Source organism: Mycobacterium shunyiense (genome assembly GCF_058270035.1).
Genome location: NZ_JBZDPT010000047.1, coordinates 402,733 through 421,058, shown reverse-complemented (window position 1 = coordinate 421,058; position 18,326 = coordinate 402,733). Strand labels below are relative to the sequence as shown.

13 protein-coding genes are annotated in these 18,326 nt (G+C 67.5%); 3 read left to right on the top strand and 10 right to left on the bottom strand.

The features are described from left to right. Positions 1-7: 7 nt before the first annotated feature. From AC4ELS_RS29165 to AC4ELS_RS29130, 8 genes are all read right to left on the bottom strand, one after another. Positions 8-868: a sulfite exporter TauE/SafE family protein gene (locus tag AC4ELS_RS29165; RefSeq protein WP_499050469.1), complete on the bottom strand. Its 861-nt coding sequence runs from the start codon at positions 866-868 to the stop codon at positions 8-10. Then, positions 865-1,461 carry a rhodanese-like domain-containing protein gene (locus AC4ELS_RS29160; protein ID WP_499050466.1) on the bottom strand — a complete coding sequence of 199 codons (597 nt, stop codon included), beginning with the start codon at positions 1,459-1,461 and terminating at the stop codon, positions 865-867. Before AC4ELS_RS29160 ends, AC4ELS_RS29165 begins: the two co-directional genes overlap by 4 nt. Continuing rightward, the gene (locus AC4ELS_RS29155; protein ID WP_499050463.1) at positions 1,461-2,672 is read right to left on the bottom strand and encodes an NAD(P)/FAD-dependent oxidoreductase; all 1,212 of its coding nucleotides are present in this window, start codon (positions 2,670-2,672) and stop codon (positions 1,461-1,463) included. Before AC4ELS_RS29155 ends, AC4ELS_RS29160 begins: the two co-directional genes overlap by 1 nt. 41 nt (positions 2,673-2,713) lie before the next feature. Next, positions 2,714-4,093, bottom strand: a complete 1,380-nt coding sequence (locus AC4ELS_RS29150) for an MBL fold metallo-hydrolase (protein WP_064960324.1) — start codon at positions 4,091-4,093, stop codon at positions 2,714-2,716. Between the two features lie 144 nt (positions 4,094-4,237). Next, on the bottom strand, positions 4,238-4,951 hold the full coding sequence (locus AC4ELS_RS29145; protein ID WP_499050460.1) for a sirohydrochlorin chelatase: 714 nt from the start codon (positions 4,949-4,951) through the stop codon (positions 4,238-4,240). 7 nt (positions 4,952-4,958) lie between these two features. Continuing rightward, the gene (locus tag AC4ELS_RS29140; RefSeq protein ID WP_499050457.1) at positions 4,959-5,684 is read right to left on the bottom strand and encodes a phosphoadenylyl-sulfate reductase; all 726 of its coding nucleotides are present in this window, start codon (positions 5,682-5,684) and stop codon (positions 4,959-4,961) included. A gap of 8 nt (positions 5,685-5,692) precedes the next feature. After that, a complete protein-coding gene (locus AC4ELS_RS29135) occupies positions 5,693-7,381 on the bottom strand; it encodes a nitrite/sulfite reductase (protein ID WP_064877851.1) in 1,689 nt (562 codons plus the stop codon). A gap of 122 nt (positions 7,382-7,503) precedes the next feature. After that, complete coding sequence (locus AC4ELS_RS29130; RefSeq protein WP_350222970.1) at positions 7,504-7,608, bottom strand: Ms4527A family Cys-rich leader peptide; 105 nt, start codon at positions 7,606-7,608, stop codon at positions 7,504-7,506. A 93-nt stretch (positions 7,609-7,701) separates the two neighbouring features. On the opposite strand from AC4ELS_RS29130, the gene hemW reads away from it, so the two are divergent. From hemW to AC4ELS_RS29115, 3 genes are all read left to right on the top strand, one after another. After that, positions 7,702-8,904 (top strand): radical SAM family heme chaperone HemW, encoded by a 1,203-nt coding sequence (gene hemW, locus AC4ELS_RS29125; protein ID WP_499050454.1) that lies wholly within the window; start codon positions 7,702-7,704, stop codon positions 8,902-8,904. Between the two features lie 373 nt (positions 8,905-9,277). Further along, positions 9,278-10,675, top strand: coding sequence for a salicylate synthase (locus AC4ELS_RS29120; protein ID WP_064960321.1), 1,398 nt, complete (start codon positions 9,278-9,280; stop codon positions 10,673-10,675). Between the two features lie 230 nt (positions 10,676-10,905). Then, entirely contained in the window at positions 10,906-16,122 is a 5,217-nt protein-coding gene (locus tag AC4ELS_RS29115) for a type I polyketide synthase (protein ID WP_499050450.1), read from the top strand. Here the strand turns inward: AC4ELS_RS29115 and AC4ELS_RS29110 are convergent. Together AC4ELS_RS29110 and AC4ELS_RS29105 are read right to left on the bottom strand one after the other, a co-directional pair. Further along, positions 16,119-16,808: a maleylpyruvate isomerase family mycothiol-dependent enzyme gene (locus tag AC4ELS_RS29110; RefSeq protein WP_499050448.1), complete on the bottom strand. Its 690-nt coding sequence runs from the start codon at positions 16,806-16,808 to the stop codon at positions 16,119-16,121. The two genes, AC4ELS_RS29115 and AC4ELS_RS29110, sit on opposite strands and share 4 nt — an antisense overlap. Further along, a complete protein-coding gene (locus AC4ELS_RS29105) occupies positions 16,801-18,201 on the bottom strand; it encodes an NAD(P)/FAD-dependent oxidoreductase (RefSeq protein ID WP_448443484.1) in 1,401 nt (466 codons plus the stop codon). Before AC4ELS_RS29105 ends, AC4ELS_RS29110 begins: the two co-directional genes overlap by 8 nt. Positions 18,202-18,326 lie beyond the last annotated feature (125 nt).

Sequence of the window (18,326 nt, the reverse complement as noted above, 5' to 3'; positions counted from 1 at the left end):
CGTGTGGTCATGTTGTCGCTGCGGGTGGGCCGAAAAGCCACCGCATCGGACACCATCCGAGCCGCGCGCAGCTGAGGTTGCCGAGGCCGGCCAGTGCCGTCAGGCCTGCCGCGGTGAGCCCGATGGCGGGGTGGACCTCCTGGCCGAGGATCAGCGATGCCATGAGCAACACGAACCAGCCGAAGGCCCGGCGTACCGCATCGGGGTCCACGTGGGCGGTGAGTCGGGTACCCAGCAGGCTGCCGAGCACCGCCGCGGCGGTGACCGCACCGGCGATCGTCCAGTCGATCGGCACTGTGCTCAGATGGCCGGCCAGACCTGCCGCCGAGTTCATGGTGATCACCAGCAGGGAGGTTCCGACCGCGACGGGCATGGGCAGGCCGCCCAGCAGTGCCAGGGCGGGCACCACGAGGAATCCGCCACCCGCGCCGACGGCTCCGGTCACCACCCCGACTCCCAGACCCATCAAGAGGACCTTGGCGACCGGCATCGTCCGCGTCGTCGGCTCGCACGTCTTGCGGCCCCTGATCATTGCGATACCCGTAGCGATCATCACCACCGTGAAGGCGGTCAGCAGTATCGTTCCGGGCACGACATAGCTCAGCAGGCCGCCCAGGTATGCGCCGACCATGCCGGCCGCGCCGAACATCAGGCCGCTGCGCCACTGCACCCGGCCGGCGCGCGCATGAGACAGGGTGCTGACCGCGCTGGTCACCCCGACGACCAGCAGCGAGGTGGCGATCGCCTGCTTGGCCTCCATGCCGGCCACGTAGGCCAGCAGTGGAACGGTCAGGATCGAGCCACCTCCGCCGAGGAGTCCGAGGGACATCCCGACGAGGACGGCCAGCGCGACAGCGAGGGCGATCATGCCAATGCGCCCGAATGTGCCTGCTTGGAGCCGATCAGCTGTGCGACGACGCTGTCGGCATCACAGGAGGCGCCCCGGTTGTAGGGGAGCTTTGCCAGCATCATGCCCATGGCGCAGGTGTTCGTCAGCGCCGCTGTCGTCAATCCGGCGCCGATCCCCGCGGCCAGCCATTTCAGCTTGGGGGCCGCGATGCTGCCCAGCACGCTGCTCAGCACGATCGACCCCGCAACCAGGCGAACCTGACGTTCCAGATCCCAGCGTTGGGCGCCACGACGCACCCCGAATCCCTGGTTCTGCCATGCGGTCATGCCGCCGTCGAGGATCGAGACGTTCGGCAGGCCGGCGTCACGCAGGGTCTGCCCGGCGGTGCCTGCCCGTTGCCCCGAGCGACAGATCAACACGATGTTCTCGTCGAGGTGCTCGGCGATCTCGTCGCGATGTTCCTGCAGCAGGTCCAGTGGAACGTTGTAAGCGCCAGGGATATGGGCGGTTTCGAACTCGGCGGACGTGCGGACGTCGATGAGTCGCGGGCCGGGACCGGCCTGCTTGAGCTCGTTGAGTTCGGTGGCGTCGATGATCGACGAAGAGGACATCAGGCAAGACCTTTCAACATCAGGTTCCAGTACAGGGCGGGCAGCCCGTACTTCTTCAAGAGCCAGTACGGCCGGTGTGGCTTGACCGGATCGAGCAGCGGGAAGGACGGTTTCAGCGCGAAGTCGTAGTCGAACTCGGCCAGCAGCATGTCGTGTGCGGAGGTGACGATCGGGCAGGACGCGTAGCCGTCGTACGACCCGGTGAGCGGGCGCCCGCTCAGCACCGCACCGATGTTCTCGACCACCACGGGCGCCTGCTTACGAATGGCCGCACCGGTTTTCGAGTTCGGTGACGATCCCGCGTCGCCGAGTGCGAACACGTTCGGGTAGCGCACATGCTGCATGGTGTGCTTGTCGATGTCGACGTAACCGTTGGCGTCCCCGCCGACATGGCTCGTGGACAGCGGGCTGGACTTGATCCAGTCCGGCGCCGACTGGTGGGGGACCGCGTGCAGCACGTCGTAGGGCAGCACCGTCTCGACGCCATCGGCAACGTTCGTCATCGTCACCTTGCGCGATGCCGAATCGATGGACCGCACTTCACTTCCGGTGTGCAGCGTGATGCCGTAGTCGGCGATCACCTTGTCCAAGTTGTCCGCGATCGCGGGGATGCCGAAGATCCGCGGGGTCGGGACCACCAGGTGCACGTCGATGTTGTCGAGCACACCTCGGCGCCGCCAGTGGTCGCAGGCCAGGTAGGCGATCTTCTGGGGGGCGCCGGCGCATTTGATCGGCCCGGACGGCATGGTGAACACCGCCGTCCCGGACTTGGTGTCGCGGATGAACTCCCAGGTGCGCGGCGCGAGATCGAAGCGGTAGTTCGAGGAGACACCGTCCCTGCCGAGCGTGTCGGTCAGGCCCTCGGTGCGCTCCCAGTCCAGCTGGATACCCGGCGCCACCACGAGGACGTCGTAGGAGTACGTCGCGCCATCGGCACACGTGACCGTGTTGGCGTCCGGGTCGACGGAGGTCACCGCGCTCTTGATCCAGGTGGCACCGCGCGGCATCACCGACGCTTCGGCACGCTCGGTCTCGGCCGCCGTCGCCTGACCGCCGCCGACCAGCGTCCACAACGGCTGGTAGTAGTGCTGGTCGGACGGTTCGATGATCGCCACGTCGCTGTAGTGCTTGCGCAGCAACCGCGCCGCCACGGTGATGCCGGCCGTGCCGCCGCCGATGATCAGGACCTCATGCTTGGCTGGGGTGGACATACTTGTTGTGTTTTCCTGTCTCTCAGACGATTTGCGCCGGCTCAGACGGCCTGGGTGCTGTCCACCCAGGCGCCGTAGCCACCCAGGATGTCGCTGACATCGGTGAAGCCGCGCTGGCGCAGCAGGCTGGCCGCCACCGAAGAGCGGTAGCCGCCGGCGCAGTAGACCACGGTCGGGCGGGTCGGATCCAATTCGCCGGTCCGGTCCGGCAGCTGGCCGACGGGGATGTTGACCGCGCCGGGGATCGTGCCCGCCTCGGTCTCGCCCGGATTGCGCACGTCGACGATCTGCAGGTCGGCCACCGAGCCGGCTCGCTCACCGAACGCGGCGGCGGTCAACCGTGAGGCGACCGTCACATCGTCTTGATGTTCGAACATGGTCCGCTCCGGGTTGTCGAGGTAACCCAGCACCCGGTCGAACCCGATGCGCGCCAGCCGGTTCTTGCCTTCGCGCTCCTCGCCCGGGTCGGTGACCAGCACGATGTCGGCGTCGGGTTTGACCACTGAGCCCGCGAACTCGGCGTAGCGCCCGGCCAGGCCGATGTTGATCGCGTTGCGCAGATGGCCCAGCGCGAAGTCCTCGGGGCTGCGGCCGTCGATCAGCATGGCCCCGTCGGCGACCGCTTCGGTGGCCTGACGGTAGTCCAGGGCCTCCGGGTTCGCCTCCTCGTCCAGCAGGGCGCGGTCCTTGCGGTTGAGGATCGCGTCGTAGACGAAGTAGCCGGGGGCGGGCGGCTGGCCTGCGGTGACCAACTCGATGAAGGACTGCTTGTCCGGTGCGCGCAGCGCATAGTTGGTCTGCTTCTGCTCACCCATGGTGGACGACAGTTCGGTGGACAGGTTCTTGCCGCAGGCCGAACCCGCGCCGTGGGCCGGGAAGACCCGGGTGGCATCGGGCAGCGGTAGCAGCTTCTCGTGCAGCGAGTGGTAGAGCTTGTCGGCCAGTTCGTCTCGGGTGTAGCCGATGGAGGCCAGCAGGTCCGGCCGGCCGACATCGCCGATGAACAGGGTGTCGCCGGTCAGAACGCCGTAGGGCACGGCGTCATCGGCGTGCTCGTAGATCACGATGCTCATCGACTCTGGGGTGTGACCCGGGGTGTGGCGGAACTCCAGCACCACCTCGCCCAGTGAAATGTGTTGGCCGTCTTCGACTCCCAGGTGATCGAACTCGGGCTTGGCGACGGACGAGTACACAATCGTCGCGCCGGTGGCCTCGGCCAGTTCGAGGTGGCCGGACAGGAAGTCGGCGTGGAAGTGGGTCTCGATGACGTGGGTGATCTGCATGCCGAGCTTCTCGGCATCGGTGACGTACTCGGACACGTCGCGCTGCGGGTCGACGACGACGGCGCGCCCCGATGACTCGTCGCCGATCAGGTACGACGCATGGGACAGACAGTCCAGGTAGTACTGGATGAACTTCATTGTTCAACTCCTCGGTGGACGACTTTGTATACCTAGGGGGGTATACCGATATGTCCAAACATACCCCAAGGGGTATATGTGTCAAGCGCGTGAAAACGCCCCCGGGGCGTTCCCGGGGGCGTGGTCGGTCGGAAAAGGGTGGGGTCAGGCGGCGAAGCCGGCGCTGCGCGCGGCAAGCGCCTCTTCGTAGCGATCCAGCACCGTGGCTGCCACCAGGCGGTGCGGACCAAGTGGATCGGCCATCGGAATGCCTGCGGTACAAGCGAATTCGGCCACCCGATCGGTGATGCGGCCATGCGCCAGGAACCAGGGAGCGATCACCAGGCGGCGAGCGCCGCGCCGGTGTAGGCGCTCGACGGCCTCGGGCAGGGACGGGGTCTGACCTGTGGCGAACGCCACCTCGGTGCCGGCCCAGCGGGTGCCTTCGGCCAGCACGCCGGCCAGCGCGGCCGTACGTGCATTGGCGGCGGGATGGGACGAGCCCACCCCGACCAGGATCACGCCAAGATCGGCGTCGAACCGGGAAACTCCCACCGCGGTCAGCCGCTCCCGCACCACCTGCAGCAGGCGGGGATCTTCACCGAGCACATCCGCCTGCATCACCTCGGCGCCGGCGTCGGCGATCAGCTCGGGAATGTCGATTCGCGCGTGATAGGCGCTACCCAACAGCAGCGGCACCACGACGGCGCCCGGCTCGACATCCGGAAGCACCTCGGTCAGGTTGGGCGCGTTCTGTTCACAGAACGCAACCCGCACATCGGTGTCGGGCAGCAGGCGGCGCAGATGCCCGCCGATGGCGTGCGCGTTCGCCGACGAGCGCGGGTCAGCGCTGCCGTGTGCGGTGAGAACGAGCGTCACAGGTACCTCACGAGGCGTGCAGCCCGCACTCCGTCTTGGCCTGGCCGGCCCACCGGCCGCTGCGCGGATCGGCGCCCTCGGCAGGCTTGCTAGTGCACGGGGCGCATCCGATGGACGGATAGCCGTCGTAGACAAGGGGATTGACGAGGATGTCGTTGGCCTCGATGTAGGCCTGCATCTCCTCGTCGGACCAGGCGGCGATCGGGTTGATCTTCACCAGGCCGAAGGCGGCGTCCCAGCTGATCAGCGGGGCGTTGGCGCGCGTCGGGGCCTCCACCCGGCGGATGCCGGTCACCCACGCCGTGTAGCCCGCGAGTGCCTTGCCCAGCGGTTCGACCTTCCGCATGCGGCAGCAGGCCGCGGCGTCACGGGCGAACAGGTCCTTGCCGTGCAGTTCGTCCTGCTGGCCGACCGTGTTCTCCGGGCGCACGTTCACCACGTTGACGCCGTAGACCTGCTCGACGGCGTCCCGGGTGCCGATGGTCTCGGCGAAGTGATAGCCGGTGTCGAGGAACAGGACGTCGACGCCGGGGCGGACCTTCGCCGCCATCTCGACCAATACGGCGTCCTGCATGTTGGAGGCCACGACGTAACCGGATCTACTGGTCGGCCCGCCGGCGTCCCCGAAGTGCTTGTCCGTCCAGCGCAGGAGCTCCTCGGCACTGGCGTCGCCCAATTCGGCCGTGCCCTGCTCGACCAGCTCGATCAATTCCGCTTCAGTCAATGTGCTCATCTCGCGATCTACCTCAAGTCCGCTTCGTCGGCCCGAACGGCCCACTGGGCGAAACGCTCACCGGCGTCACGTTGTTTCACGAAATTGCGGACGATCCGCTCGATGTAGTCACCGAGCTCGGTGGCCAGCACCTTGTGCTGTCGCAACTTGCGTCCGAAACCGCTGTCCAGGCCCAGGCTGCCGCCGAGGTGGACCTGGAAGCCCTCCTCCGGGCCGTCGCCGTCGTCCACCATCTGGCCCTTGAAGCCGATGTCGGCGACCTGGATCCGGGCGCACGAGTTGGGGCAGCCGTTGATGTTCACGGTGACCGGCACGTCGAGCTCGGCGTTGAGGTCGCCCAGCCGTGCCTCCAGCTCGGGCACCAGCGTCTGGGCCCGTCCGCGGGTGTCGGCGAAGCTGAGCTTGCAGTACTCGATGCCCGTGCAGGCCATCAGGTTCTGCCGCCAGTGCGACGGCTGCGACTGCAGGCCGAGCGCGTCCAGGCCGGCGCGCAGGGCATCGAGCTTCTCGTCGGGCACGTCGAGGATGATCAGCTTCTGATACGCGGTCAGGCGGGCGCGGTCCGCGCCGGCCTCTTCCATCAGATCGGCGACCTTGGTCAGGATGGTGCCCGACACGCGTCCGGCGATGGCCGAGACGCCGACGGCGTTCAGGCCGTTGCGAATCTTCTGCACGCCCACGTGGTCCACGGTGTGCGGCACCTGCTCGGGCGCGGGTCCGTCGTGGAGGGGCCGCTTCAGGTACTCGGTTTCGAGAACTTCGCGAAACTTCTCTACGCCCCAGTCCTTGATCAGGAACTTCAGCCGAGCCTTCGACCGCAGTCGGCGGTACCCGTAGTCACGGAAGATCCCGACGACTCCGGCCCACACCTCGGCGACCTCGTCCAGTGGCACCCACACGCCGACGCGTTGCGCCAGCATCGGGTTGGTCGAGAGGCCACCGCCGACCCACAGGTCCAGGCCGGGCCCGTGTTCGGGGTGGTTGACCCCGATGAACGACACGTCGTTGATCTCGTGGGCGACGTCCTGCAGACCCGAGACGGCGGTCTTGAACTTGCGGGGCAGGTTGGAGAACTCTGGGCTGCCGATGTAGCGCTCTTCGATCTCCTTGAGCGCGGGCGTCGGATCCAGCACCTCGACCAGCGAATCGCCGGCCAGCGGCGAGCCCAGCATGCCGCGCGGGCAGTCGCCACAGGCCTCCATGGTCTGCAGGCCGACCTCGTCGAGCCGGCGCCAGACCTCGGGGATGTCCTCGATGCGCAGCCAGTGGTACTGCAGGTTCTCCCGGTCGGTGATGTCGGCGCTGTCGCGGGCGAAGTCCACCGAGATCTGTCCGAGGGTGCGCACGGCCTGGGCCGACAGGGCCTTGCCGTCAGTGCGCACCCGCATCATGAAGTACTCGGCCTCGAGCAGGTCGGCGTTGTCGTCACCGGTGAAGGTGCCGTCGTAGCCCTCGGTGCGCTGGGTGTACAGGCCCATCCACCGGAACCGGCCGCGCAGGTCGTCCTTGGCGATGCTGGCAAAGCCGTCACGCGAGTAGACGTTGAGGATGCGGTCCCGCACGTTGAGTGCGTCGTCTTCCTGCTTGAACTGCTCGTTGTGGTTGAGCGGGTCGCGGCTACCGAGCGCCCATTGACCCTCGTCGCGGGGTTTCTTGGCGGGCCGGTCGGCCTTGGCTGGGGCCTCGGGGGTTGTCACTGTTGAGCTCCTTCGCAAAGGAGCTGGCACTAGAACGCGCAGATCACCGGTGGCTGTCCGGCGGCGCAGATCCGGTGCCAGCTGAAACTATGGGGCGGGCGGGGTCCGAAATCAACGCATGATTAAGGCAGACAGCAACAGCTACATACGCGCTTGAAATCGACATGCCGACGAGCCACCAGCGCAATGCGGGTGGTGCTGTTGTGGGCGGCAGTCACGCCCGACATTCTGCCACGATTGTCGCCACCTGCCCTAACCGGGCCATATTTGCGCTCAGGGTGAGCAAAAGTCCGCGCTGGACAGTCTGGGAAAATCAAACCATGAGTACCCGTACCGCGCCCGTCGGTCGACCCCGGTTGGAGCGCGCTGGATCATGCTCTTCGCGCGAGCGCTCACCGGACGACCGCGCGTTCGGCATCTATATCCACGTGCCGTTCTGCGCCACCCGGTGCGGATATTGCGACTTCAACACCTATACGGCCGCCGAGTTGGGGGGTGCCAGCCCCGACGGCTGGCTGGCCGCGCTGCGCGTCGAACTGGCCCTGGCTGCCGCCACGGTCGGGGCTGTGCCGGTGCAGACGGTGTTCGTCGGAGGCGGCACGCCTTCGCTGCTCGGCGGCCCGGGCCTGGCTGCGGTGCTGGGTGCGGTCCGGGACAATTTCGACCTGGTCGCCGACGCCGAGGTGACCACCGAGGCCAACCCGGAATCCACCTCTCCGGAGATGTTCGCGACGCTGCGCGAGGCCGGCTTCACCCGGATCTCACTCGGCATGCAGTCGGCGGCGCCGCAGGTGTTGGCCGTCCTGGACCGGACGCACTCCCCGGGGCGCGCGCCCGCGGCGACGTTGGAAGCCCGAGCAGCTGGGTTCGAGCACGTCAACATCGACCTGATCTACGGGACGCCGGGGGAGACCGACGACGATCTGCGGCGATCGATCGACGTCGCGTTGGGCGCCGGCGTCGACCACGTGTCCGCGTACTCGCTGATCGTCGAGGACGGCACCGCCCTGGCACGCCGGGTGCGCCGCGGCGAGATCGCGCGGCCCGACGACGACGTACTCGCTCGGCGCTACGAACTGCTCGACAGCCGCCTTTCGGCGGCGGGCCTGCATTGGTACGAGGTGTCGAACTGGAGCACTGAGGGCGGGGAGTGCCGGCACAACCTCGGCTACTGGGACGGTGGCGAGTGGTGGGGCGCCGGGCCGGGAGCCCACGGCTTCCTGGGCGATACCCGGTGGTGGAATGTCAAGCATCCCAATACCTATGCGCAGGCTCTCGCTGAAAACCGCTTGCCGATAGCGGATTTCGAGGAGCTCGACGACCGTGACCGGCATGTGGAGGAAGTGATGTTGCGGGTCCGGGTGCGTGACGGCCTGCCGACGTCGCTGCTCGATGCCGACGAACTGACTCGGGCCGAAACTCTCTGTGGTGAAGGGCTTCTCCTGTCGCGTCAGGGTGCCCTCGTGCTGACGGACCGTGGCCGGTTGCTCGCGGACGGAGTCGTCCGCGACCTGCTGGGGTAGAAAGCAGGCAAGTCGTCCGTGGTGACTGACATCCGCCCGCAACGCCAGCTGTATGCGGTGGTCGAGCCTTGGCCGCTGCCGGAGATGGGCGATCTGCGTCCGCGACTGCGAGCCCGGTTGCCGCAACACTTCACTGGTGTCCATACACAAGATGGCCCAGATGTGGTCCGGATCCAGCTGTGGCACCGGGTTCGAGCGGCCTCTTCCATGGCCGTCCGCTTGAGTGATCGTCGTGCGGGTGAGCTCATGGTGCGGCGAGGTGGTGTGGCGGGAAGGCTGTGAGTCCGCTGTGTGGTTTCTATACGGATGTTGTTGATTCCGTAGTAAATACGTAGGTCTGCACAATGAGTAAGGCCAGGCTAATCTTTGCCAAATGCTCACCAAGAACGACCAAGCTGACTGCAATGCTTCGGCCGCGCTCGCCTCGTTCGAGCTGCCTGCGGGCGACAATGCGACCGGACCAGCCGATTTGGTCGCCGAGATCGCTCGTGCGCTGTCCGGCGACGGCAGTGATTACGTGGTGTACGAGCGGGGAAACCGGTGGATCCTGGCGGCCGGCGCCCAGTGCGGTGTCGAGTTGGACAGCGATGAACTGCGACTGACCCGGGATGGCGCGGTAGCGGCCCGTCGGCCGTGGACCGGTAGGCCGGGTGCTGTACTCGGCGAAGCGGTGGACCTCATGTTGGCCGACTCCGAAAACCATGCCGACACCGCATTCGGCTGGGTCGCATTCGAATTCGGTGCGTACAAGTTCGGTCTCGAAGGCCGGTTGGCGCCGAAGACGCCGCTGGCGCGGGTCTTCAGCCCGCTGACGCATATCGAGGTCACTGCAGAACGGGTCACCATTCTGGGTGGCGGCGAGAGCGACCACGACATCGTGCGGCGCCTGATCACCGAGGGTGTCCCGCCCGCGGCTGCTCCTCGTGCCGTCGACATCCGGCAGGACGGTAGTAGCTACCGCGAGCGGGTGGCCTCGGCGATCGACGAGATCGGCCAGGGTAAATACCAGAAGGTCATCCTGTCGCGGCGCTTCGACGTGCCGTTCCGGCTCGACTTCCCATCGAGCTATCGGCTGGGGCGACAAAACAACAACCCGGCCCGGTCATTCCTGCTTCGGCTCGGTTCGCTTCGGGCACTCGGCTACAGCCCCGAACTCGTCGCTGCCGTGCACCGGGACGGGCAGGTGATCACCGAGCCGCTGGCCGGTACTCGGGCACTCGGCCGCGGCGCAGCCAACGATCAGGCCGCCCGCGATGATCTTGAGTCCAACTCCAAGGAGATCGTCGAACACGCGATATCCGTGCGCAGTTCGCTCAAGGAAATTGCCGAAGTCGCCGAGCCCGGCACGGCGACGGTCACCGACTTCATGACCATTCGCGAGCGCGGAAGTGTGCAACACCTGGGGTCCACGGTGGGCGCCCGCCTCGATCCCTCGATGGACCGCATGGACGCGCTGGAAGCGCTGTTCCCGGCGGTGACCGCATCGGGAATTCCCAAGGCCGAGGGGGTCGACGCGATCCTGCGGCACGACGAGCTGCCCCGGGGTCTGTACTCCGGAGCGGTGGCCATCTTCTCGGCCGACGGCTCCCTCGATGCCGCGCTGGCGCTCCGGGCGGCCTATGAAGCCGACGGGCACACGTGGCTGCGGGCCGGCGCCGGAATCATTGCCGAGTCCACGCCGGACCGCGAGTTCGAGGAGACCTGCGAAAAGCTGAGCACGTTGTCGCCGTACCTTGTCGCCGCCGAGGGAGACGAGCCGCCATGTGAGTGAGCTAACAGGCCCGGGGCGGGTCCCGCGCGAGGGCGAAAAGCTAGCCGATACAGCCGCCTGGGCCGGTAAAAGTGCACTTCATCACCGCTGGGCGGCCCTTTCAGTGGATTCACAGCTGGTTCTGAGGTAGAGCTCCTGCTGTTTCGGATCGTGTGCCACTATTGTCCGCATGTCGGCAGCGTATTTAGGCAAGCCTATCCAGACTTTGCTTTCGTCGAGGTCTTGCTGACATGGCAACCGAGGCTTCGACTCCGGAACCCATCGCCGTCATCGGGCTGGGCTGCCGCGTCGCCGGCAACGTCGCGACCCCGTCAGACTTCTGGAACTTTCTGCTGGAAGGGCGCAGCAACGTCACCGAGGTGCCCGATGAGCGATGGGAGCCGTACCTGCGGCGTGACCCGCGAAACGCCGCGGTGCTGCGCGAAGTCACGCGGCTGGGAACTTTCCTCGATGACCTGCCCGGATTCGACGCCGAGTTTTTCGGCGTCGCACCGCGCGAGGCCGAGGTCATGGATCCCCAGCAGCGGCTGGCACTGGAGGTCAGCTGGGAGGCGCTCGAACACGCCGGGGTGTCGCCGAGGGCGCTGGCCGGCAGTGACACCGCGGTGCTGATGGGCGTCAACTCCGACGACTACGGCAAGTTGATCATGGAAGACCTGCCCGGCATCGATGCCTGGACAGGCATCGGAACCTCGCTGTGCGGTATTGCCAACCGGGTGTCGCATCTGCTCGATCTCCGCGGACCGAGCGTGGCGCTGGACGCGGCGTGTGCGGCCTCGTTGGTCGCGGTGCACCAGGCATGTCAGATGCTGCGGGCGGGTGAGACATCGCTGGCACTGGCCGGTGGCGTCAGCGCGCTGATCGGCCCGGGCCTCACCCGGGTGCTGGATGAGGCCGGCGCCACCGCCCCCGACGGTCGTTGCAAGACCTTCGACGCCTCCGCCGACGGGTACGGCCGCGGCGAAGGCGCAGGCGTCGTCGTGCTCAAGCGCCTCGCGGATGCCCAGCGTGACGGTGACCGTGTGCTGGCGGTGGTGCGCGGCGGTGCCACGGCCCAGGATGGCCGCACCGTGGGCATCATGTCGCCCAATGGCGCTGCCCAGGCGGACATGTTCCGGCTCGCCTGCCGGATGTCGGGCGTCGACCCGGCCGGCGTCGGATATATCGAGGCACACGGAACCGGAACTCCCACAGGTGATCCCACCGAGGTGGGCGCGCTTGCCGAGGTGTACGGCGTCGGGCGGACCGAGACGAACCGGTGCCGCATCGGGTCGGTCAAACCCAACATCGGCCACCTCGAAGGCGGCGCGGGTGTGATGGGCCTGATCAAAGCGGTCCTGGCGCTGCACCATGAGGCGATCCCGCCCACCGCCGGACTACGGCAACTCACCGGTGCGGTCGACTGGGCCAACAGCGGCCTGCGGGTGCCCACCGAAGTCGAGCCGTGGACCCGCACCGACACCCCACGCCAGGCTGCGGTGTGTAGCTACGGCTACGGCGGCACGATCGCGCACATCCTGCTCGAAGAGGGCCCGGTGGCTTCGGATCCTGTGGAGCGCAGTAGTTCTGGTGCGCTGATCGTCCCGATCTCCGCACGCTCCGGCCCGCGACTGGCTCGCCAGGCCGAAGCGTTGGCCGACCACCTGCGGGCCGGACACCACGACGTGGCGCCGGTGGCCGCCACCTTGTGGGCCCGGCGCAGTCACGAACCGGTCCGGGCCGCGGTCGTCGCCGAGCACCGGCATGAGTTGATCGCCGGCCTCGACGCGTTGGCCCGCGACGAATCCCTTGACAACCTGGTCACCGGCGCCGTGCCGGGCGGTCAGCCTCGGGATGCGGTCTGGGTGTTCTCCGGGCACGGTTCGCACTGGGTCGGCATGGGCCGTGAATTGCTCACCGCGGAACCTACTTTCGCCCGAGTGATCGACGAGGTCGACGAGGTGTTCGGGCCTGAACTCGGGTTCTCTGCCCGGGCTGCGCTGAGCAGCGCAGACCTCGGTGGCACGGACCGGATCCAGGCTTTGACCTTCGCGATGCAGGTCGGGTTGGCGGCAGTGTTGCGCGAGCGCGGTGTGCGACCGGCGGCGGTGATCGGGCACTCGGTCGGCGAGGTCGCGGCGTGCGTGGTCTCCGGGGTTTTCGACCTACGCCAGGGCGCAGCCGTGGCCTGCTACCGGGCGCGCGGCTTCCGCGCCGTGATGGGTTGCGGCGCGATGGCTTTGGTACGGCTGCCGTTCGACCAGGCTGAGCAGCGGCTGGCCGGCCGCACCGATGTGGTGGCGGCCATCAGTGCGTCGGCGGAATCCTGTGTCATCTCGGGTGTCACGGCAGCTGTCGAGGAGGTGTGCGAAAGCTGGGCCGAGCAGGGAGTCGTGGTGCGTCGGGTCAACACCGATGTGGCGTTCCACAGCCCCGCCATGGACGACCTGACCGGCGCCCTGGCCGAGAATGTCGCCGGTATTCGTCCGCCGCGCGAGGCGGCGATCCCGCTGTACACCACCGCGCTGGCCGATCCGCGATCCACCGCGCCGCGCGACGCCGACTACTGGGTGCGCAACCTTCGCGGGCAGGTCCGGTTCGCCGAGGCCGTCACGGCGGCCGCCGAGGACGGACACCGGCTGTTTCTCGAAGTGTCCGCACACCCGGTGGTGTCGCACTCCGTCGTCGAAACCCTGCTGCATCTGGGTATGGATGAGCACGCCGTCATCCCACTGCTGCGTCGTAATACGCCCGAACCTGCCGCTGTCACGACTGCCGTCGCGTCCTTGTACTGCCACGGGTCGGACATCGAACATGATGTCGCCCAGGATGATCCGTGGGATGCCGACCTGCCGGTCACTCAGTGGCAGCACCGCCGCTTCTGGCGGGTACCCACGGCGGCATCCGGCGGGAGCGCGGTGCACGACACCAGCAGTCACACACTGTTGGGTGGACGCACCGAGGTGGCCGGAACTGTCGCCACCCGGATGTGGCAGACCCGGCTGGACTTCGACACCCGGCCCTACCCCGGGGACCACCCGGTGCAAGGCACCGAAATCGTTCCTGCCGCAGTGTTGTTGAACACCTTCCTCACGGCGGCCGGCGCGGGCGCCGCATCGGGTTCAGGCGCGGGCGCCGCATCGGGTTCACGCGCGGGCGCCGCACTCACCGAGGTGCGGTTGCGCACGCCGGTGGCCCCGGCCCGCGCCCGCGATCTACAGGTGGTGCTGGCCGACCGCGAGCTGACCCTGGCCTCGCGATTGGCCGATGCCGCCGAGGAGCAGGACGGCGGATGGTTGACGCACAGCAGTGCGGTGGTCGCGCATGCCGTCGCCGGCGAGAACGTCGAGCTGTCCATCGATCTGGCCGCGGCCCGGGCACGTTGCGCAGAGCAGTTGGCGCCGCGCCACGTGATCGACACCCTCGCCGAACTCGGGGTCGCTGCGATGGGATTCGATTGGGATATCAAGGATCTGCACCGCGGTGACGGTGAACTGCTGGCCCGGGTGAGCTCCGACTCGGACGGCGCGCAGCCCGCCACCTGGGCGTCGCTGGTGGACGCGGCGACCTCGGCCGCCTCGACGATTTTCGACGGACCGCCGCGGCTGAGGATGCCCGCCCGCATCGAGCGGGTCCAGGTCCATGCCGCGCCGCCGGCCACCGCGATGCTGTCGGTCCGGCGCCGGCCCGGGACCACCACCACCGATGTGGTGATCGCCGACGAATCCGGGTCTGTTCTGCTGTCGATCGGTGGGATGACCTTCGAGGAACTGGAGAATCCGGGGCGCGAAATGTCGGCCGCGGACACGCGCCGGATCGTGCACCGGATGGCCTGGCATTCGGTGTCGGCCCGCGACGAGAAGGCGCCCAGCGGAGTGGTGTTGGTCGGCGGCGACGTCGACCGGCTGGAAGCCGCGGTCGACGATCTGGCCGGGGCCGGGGTGCCGTACCGTGCGGTTGAAGACCCTGCCGAGCTGGACTCGATCGTCGAATTCGGCTCGTTGCCGGCAGAACTCGGGGATTCCGCGGTGGTGCTGGTGTTGCCCCGCGACGATGACTCGCCTGAGGGTGCCGTCGAACTGGTGACCAGGACACTCACGCTGCAGCAGCAACTCGGCCTGTCCGCCCGGCTGTGGGCGCTCACCGTCGGCGTCCACGAAGGCGCCAACGTGACGCACGCGCCGCTGTGGGGACTGGGTCGGGTCGCTGCCGCCGAGCATCCGCAGCTGTGGGGTGGCGTGCTGGATGTGGCCGACGGACGACTGCCGTTGACGGCGCTGGGATCGCTGGCCGGACATGGCGTCCTGGTGGTCCGCGACGGGGTGGCCCAGGCCGCCCGCCTCGCGGCGTCGAGTTCGGTCGTCGCCACGCAGGCCAACCCGATGCAGTGCACGCCGGGCGGCACCTACCTGATCACCGGTGGCACCGGCGTGCTCGGCCTGCGGATGGCCCAGCGGCTCGCCGACCTCGGTGCCCGCCGCCTCGTGCTGCTGTCGCGGTCTGGCCTGGGGGAGCGTTCGGCCTGGGCGGGCGACCAGCAGTCAGCCGCGGTCCGGGCGGTCACCGCGTTGGAGGAGCGCGGCGTATCGGTCACCGTCGCCGCCGTCGACATCGGCGCACCGGGTTCGGCCGATGCCCTGCGGGACCTGCTGCGTCCGCTGCCGGCGGTGCGCGGGGTGATCCATGCCGCGGGTGTGGAAGCCGGTGCGCTGCTGATGAATACGACTTCCGATGAGTTCGCCACGGCCATGCATCCCAAGGTGCACGGCACGCTGGTCCTGCACGAGGTTTTCCCGCCGGAACAACTCGACTGGATGGTGCTGTTCTCCTCCTGCGGTTATCTGGCAGGCTTCCCCGGCCAGGGTGCCTACGGCTGTGCCAACTCGTTCCTCGACGGGATGGCCCGGCACCGGCGTGGACTCGGGGACCGCACCACTGCGGTTGCCTGGACCGCGTGGCGCGGGCTGGGCATGGGCTCGGCCTCGGAATTCGTGGCGACCCAGCTCGATGCGCTCGGCATGGGGATGGTCGGCGCGGACGACGCGATCCGTGCCCTCGATCTGGCGATGTGTGAGGACACCGCCAACGTTGTGGTGCTGCCGGTCCTACCGGCTGCCGCCGCGGTACCGATTCTGGTGGACGTGGCGCCTGAGGAGGAACCCGACGATGACTCGTCGCCGTCCACCGCGGGGGAGTACGACCCCGAACAGCTCGCCGCCCACGTATTGACCGCGGTGGCAGGCCAATTGGGACTGTCGGAGAACGACGTGAACGTCGACCTGCCGTTGGTGGAGCTGGGCGTCGACTCGATCATGACGGTGCGGCTACGCCGCCAGCTGGAGAAGCAGACCGGGCTGTCGCTACCGCCGACCCTGCTGTGGGAGCACCCCACCGCAGCGGCAGTCACCGCCAGGATCATCGAGCTGATGGCCCCGGCGGTGGAATGCGAAGTTCGGGCCGGGGGCTAGTCAGCGGGCGTCTCGGCCGGTGGAATCGGCTGGTCGTCGTGGCGTGGGCCGAAGAATCCGAAGCTCTCGATCATCTGCTCGGAGGGCTCAGGTGTCCATTCCCACGCGGCGATCTGGCGCTGGGAGCGGCGGCTGAAGGAGGCTCGAAGCAATTCGTAGCCGTCGGTGTGCAACCGCGTGGCCGGCTGCCCTGAACCGCAATTCCATTGCCGGCCTCGCTCGTCGTGAATGAGCACAGTTGTGGAGTGCCGGAGCCGTCTTCCGAGGTACAGTATCAATGCCTCCAGGAACGGCTGCCAATGTTCACGGTCCACCCGAGGAAGCCCCAGCGCTTCATGTAGGTCTGCCTCGTGACAGATCGCGTCCGCGGCCAGGTTGGGTCCGAAGATCTGGTCGTCTGTCAGGAGAGCGTCAGCTGCCGGACCGACGCGATCCCATTCGGCGAGAAGTTCGTCGATCGGCTTGTGCCGGCGTTCCTCGACGTGGCGCGCCGTCCACTGGTCGCTTGTCACACCGTCCAACCGTCCGCTGGCCGCGTCGGCAGCACCTCCGACCAGATGTGCCAACAACTCGTGCACTGTCCAGCGTGGCGTGGCGGGTACGAGCATCAGACGCTGTTCGTCGTTCAGTGTGACGGCAAGCTCGCTCAGCCGGCCGCGGACCGCGCGATAGGTCTGCTCAAGCATTGCCGGCGTCCTGTCTCATCGGTGAGCTCTTCGTCGGGCCGCCCGGCCGCTTCCGGTGCGGATGGCGCAGGTTGGACAGCAGGATCCGCACGAACAGGGCCGGGTCCTGAAGGCTCGTAGGTGGATCGATCAGGCCGCGGACGCGAAAGATCCGTTCGGCCACGACGATGTCGTTGGTCGCGGCTTTCAACGTTGCGTGTTGGGCCCAGCTGCGCAACCTCTTCCCAGTGGTCCGCTTTGTGCTCGTCGGCGTCGGCTGATCGTTTGCCCGGTTCTCCGTCCACACCGGCTCGATCTGTTCGGCGGCCAGCCGGTAGAACCGGCGAGGCAGATCGGCATGGCCGGCACGCAGGCAGTCACGGAGCGCCAGCGCCTGCAGAGCGGCCATCGTCATGCCTTGTCCGTACAGCGGATTGAGGTTGCACAAGGCGTCACCGACTACCACCAGGCCGGCGGGCAGGCGCGGCATCCGGTCATAGCGTCGCCAGGCGGCGGCGGTGCTGCGGGAAATCGAGACCTGCCCGACGGGCGTGGCGTCGCGTAGTCCGGCCATGATCGTCTCGGGCAACATCTGTTCGGCCGCTTCCACCATCGCGGTGAAATCGGTTGCGGGGGTGCAGCACCCGTCCGGGCAGGTGATCGCAAGCATCCAGGCGTCGTCTTCGTAGGCCACCAGCAACAATCCGGGTGACCTGCTGCCTCGGTTGACGAACGCCATCCGATCGCCGATGCGTCCGGGCGGGACGTGGATCAACTGGCTGGAGTAGCCGCCGACCGAAGGCACGTGAACTTCGGGTGTCGAGCCGAATCCGTGACTCTCCAGGAAACGCGTAGTACGTGCGGCACGTCCCGTCGCGTCGATCACCAGGTCTGCAGCTAACGAGATGGCGATACCGTTGTTGTGGTTGATGATTCGTGCACCGGTGACGGTGTCGTCCGTGATCACCGGTTCGACCACCTCGTGGTCGTCGAGGATGGTGACATTGTCGAGCGCGGCGACGCGTCGGCGAATGTGAAACTCCATGAAGGGACGGCTGGCCTGATAGGCGGCCAGTGCTCTCGGATCACTCAGCCGTCCTGCCGGCCTGACGTCATACCCCGCCGCGTGCACGTAGATCCGCGACAGGTCATCGCCGTCGTCGACAACGGCCCCGGCGGCGGCAAGTTCCGCCAAGAGTCCGGGGAAGAGCTCCTCGAGTACCTGGGTACCGCGACTGAGAAAGTTGTGCAGATGGCGCCCTTGTGGCACACCTTTGCGCAGTTCTGGGTGATCAGGCAGCGTGTCCCGCTCGATCAGTGTCACCGAGGCGTAGAACTCTGCCAGCGCCCGAGCGGTCAGCAGGCCGGCGATGCCTGCCCCCAGAACCACGGCATGTGAACGCGATTCGGCCATGACGGTCCCCTCCGTTCCGAGCGCAGATGCGACATCGGCCCCCTGGTACGAGAACCGAGCCTACCTCAACTCTAAGAAAAGTAAGGGAAAATTATGAAAACATTAAGATGAAGTGTGCCGAGTGT

Coding starts and splice junctions, on each gene's coding strand:
- AC4ELS_RS29140 (WP_499050457.1), bottom strand. CDS start 5,684: ATGAGCACATTGACTGAAGCGGAATTGATCGAGCTGGTCGAGCAGGGC.
- AC4ELS_RS29130 (WP_350222970.1), bottom strand. CDS start 7,608: ATGTCGGGCGTGACTGCCGCCCACAACAGCACCACCCGCATTGCGCTG.
- AC4ELS_RS29155 (WP_499050463.1), bottom strand. CDS start 2,672: ATGTCCACCCCAGCCAAGCATGAGGTCCTGATCATCGGCGGCGGCACG.
- AC4ELS_RS29160 (WP_499050466.1), bottom strand. CDS start 1,461: ATGTCCTCTTCGTCGATCATCGACGCCACCGAACTCAACGAGCTCAAG.
- AC4ELS_RS29115 (WP_499050450.1), top strand. CDS start 10,906: ATGGCAACCGAGGCTTCGACTCCGGAACCCATCGCCGTCATCGGGCTG.
- hemW (WP_499050454.1), top strand. CDS start 7,702: ATGAGTACCCGTACCGCGCCCGTCGGTCGACCCCGGTTGGAGCGCGCT.
- AC4ELS_RS29110 (WP_499050448.1), bottom strand. CDS start 16,808: ATGCTTGAGCAGACCTATCGCGCGGTCCGCGGCCGGCTGAGCGAGCTT.
- AC4ELS_RS29165 (WP_499050469.1), bottom strand. CDS start 868: ATGATCGCCCTCGCTGTCGCGCTGGCCGTCCTCGTCGGGATGTCCCTC.
- AC4ELS_RS29105 (WP_448443484.1), bottom strand. CDS start 18,201: ATGGCCGAATCGCGTTCACATGCCGTGGTTCTGGGGGCAGGCATCGCC.
- AC4ELS_RS29120 (WP_064960321.1), top strand. CDS start 9,278: ATGCTCACCAAGAACGACCAAGCTGACTGCAATGCTTCGGCCGCGCTC.
- AC4ELS_RS29150 (WP_064960324.1), bottom strand. CDS start 4,093: ATGAAGTTCATCCAGTACTACCTGGACTGTCTGTCCCATGCGTCGTAC.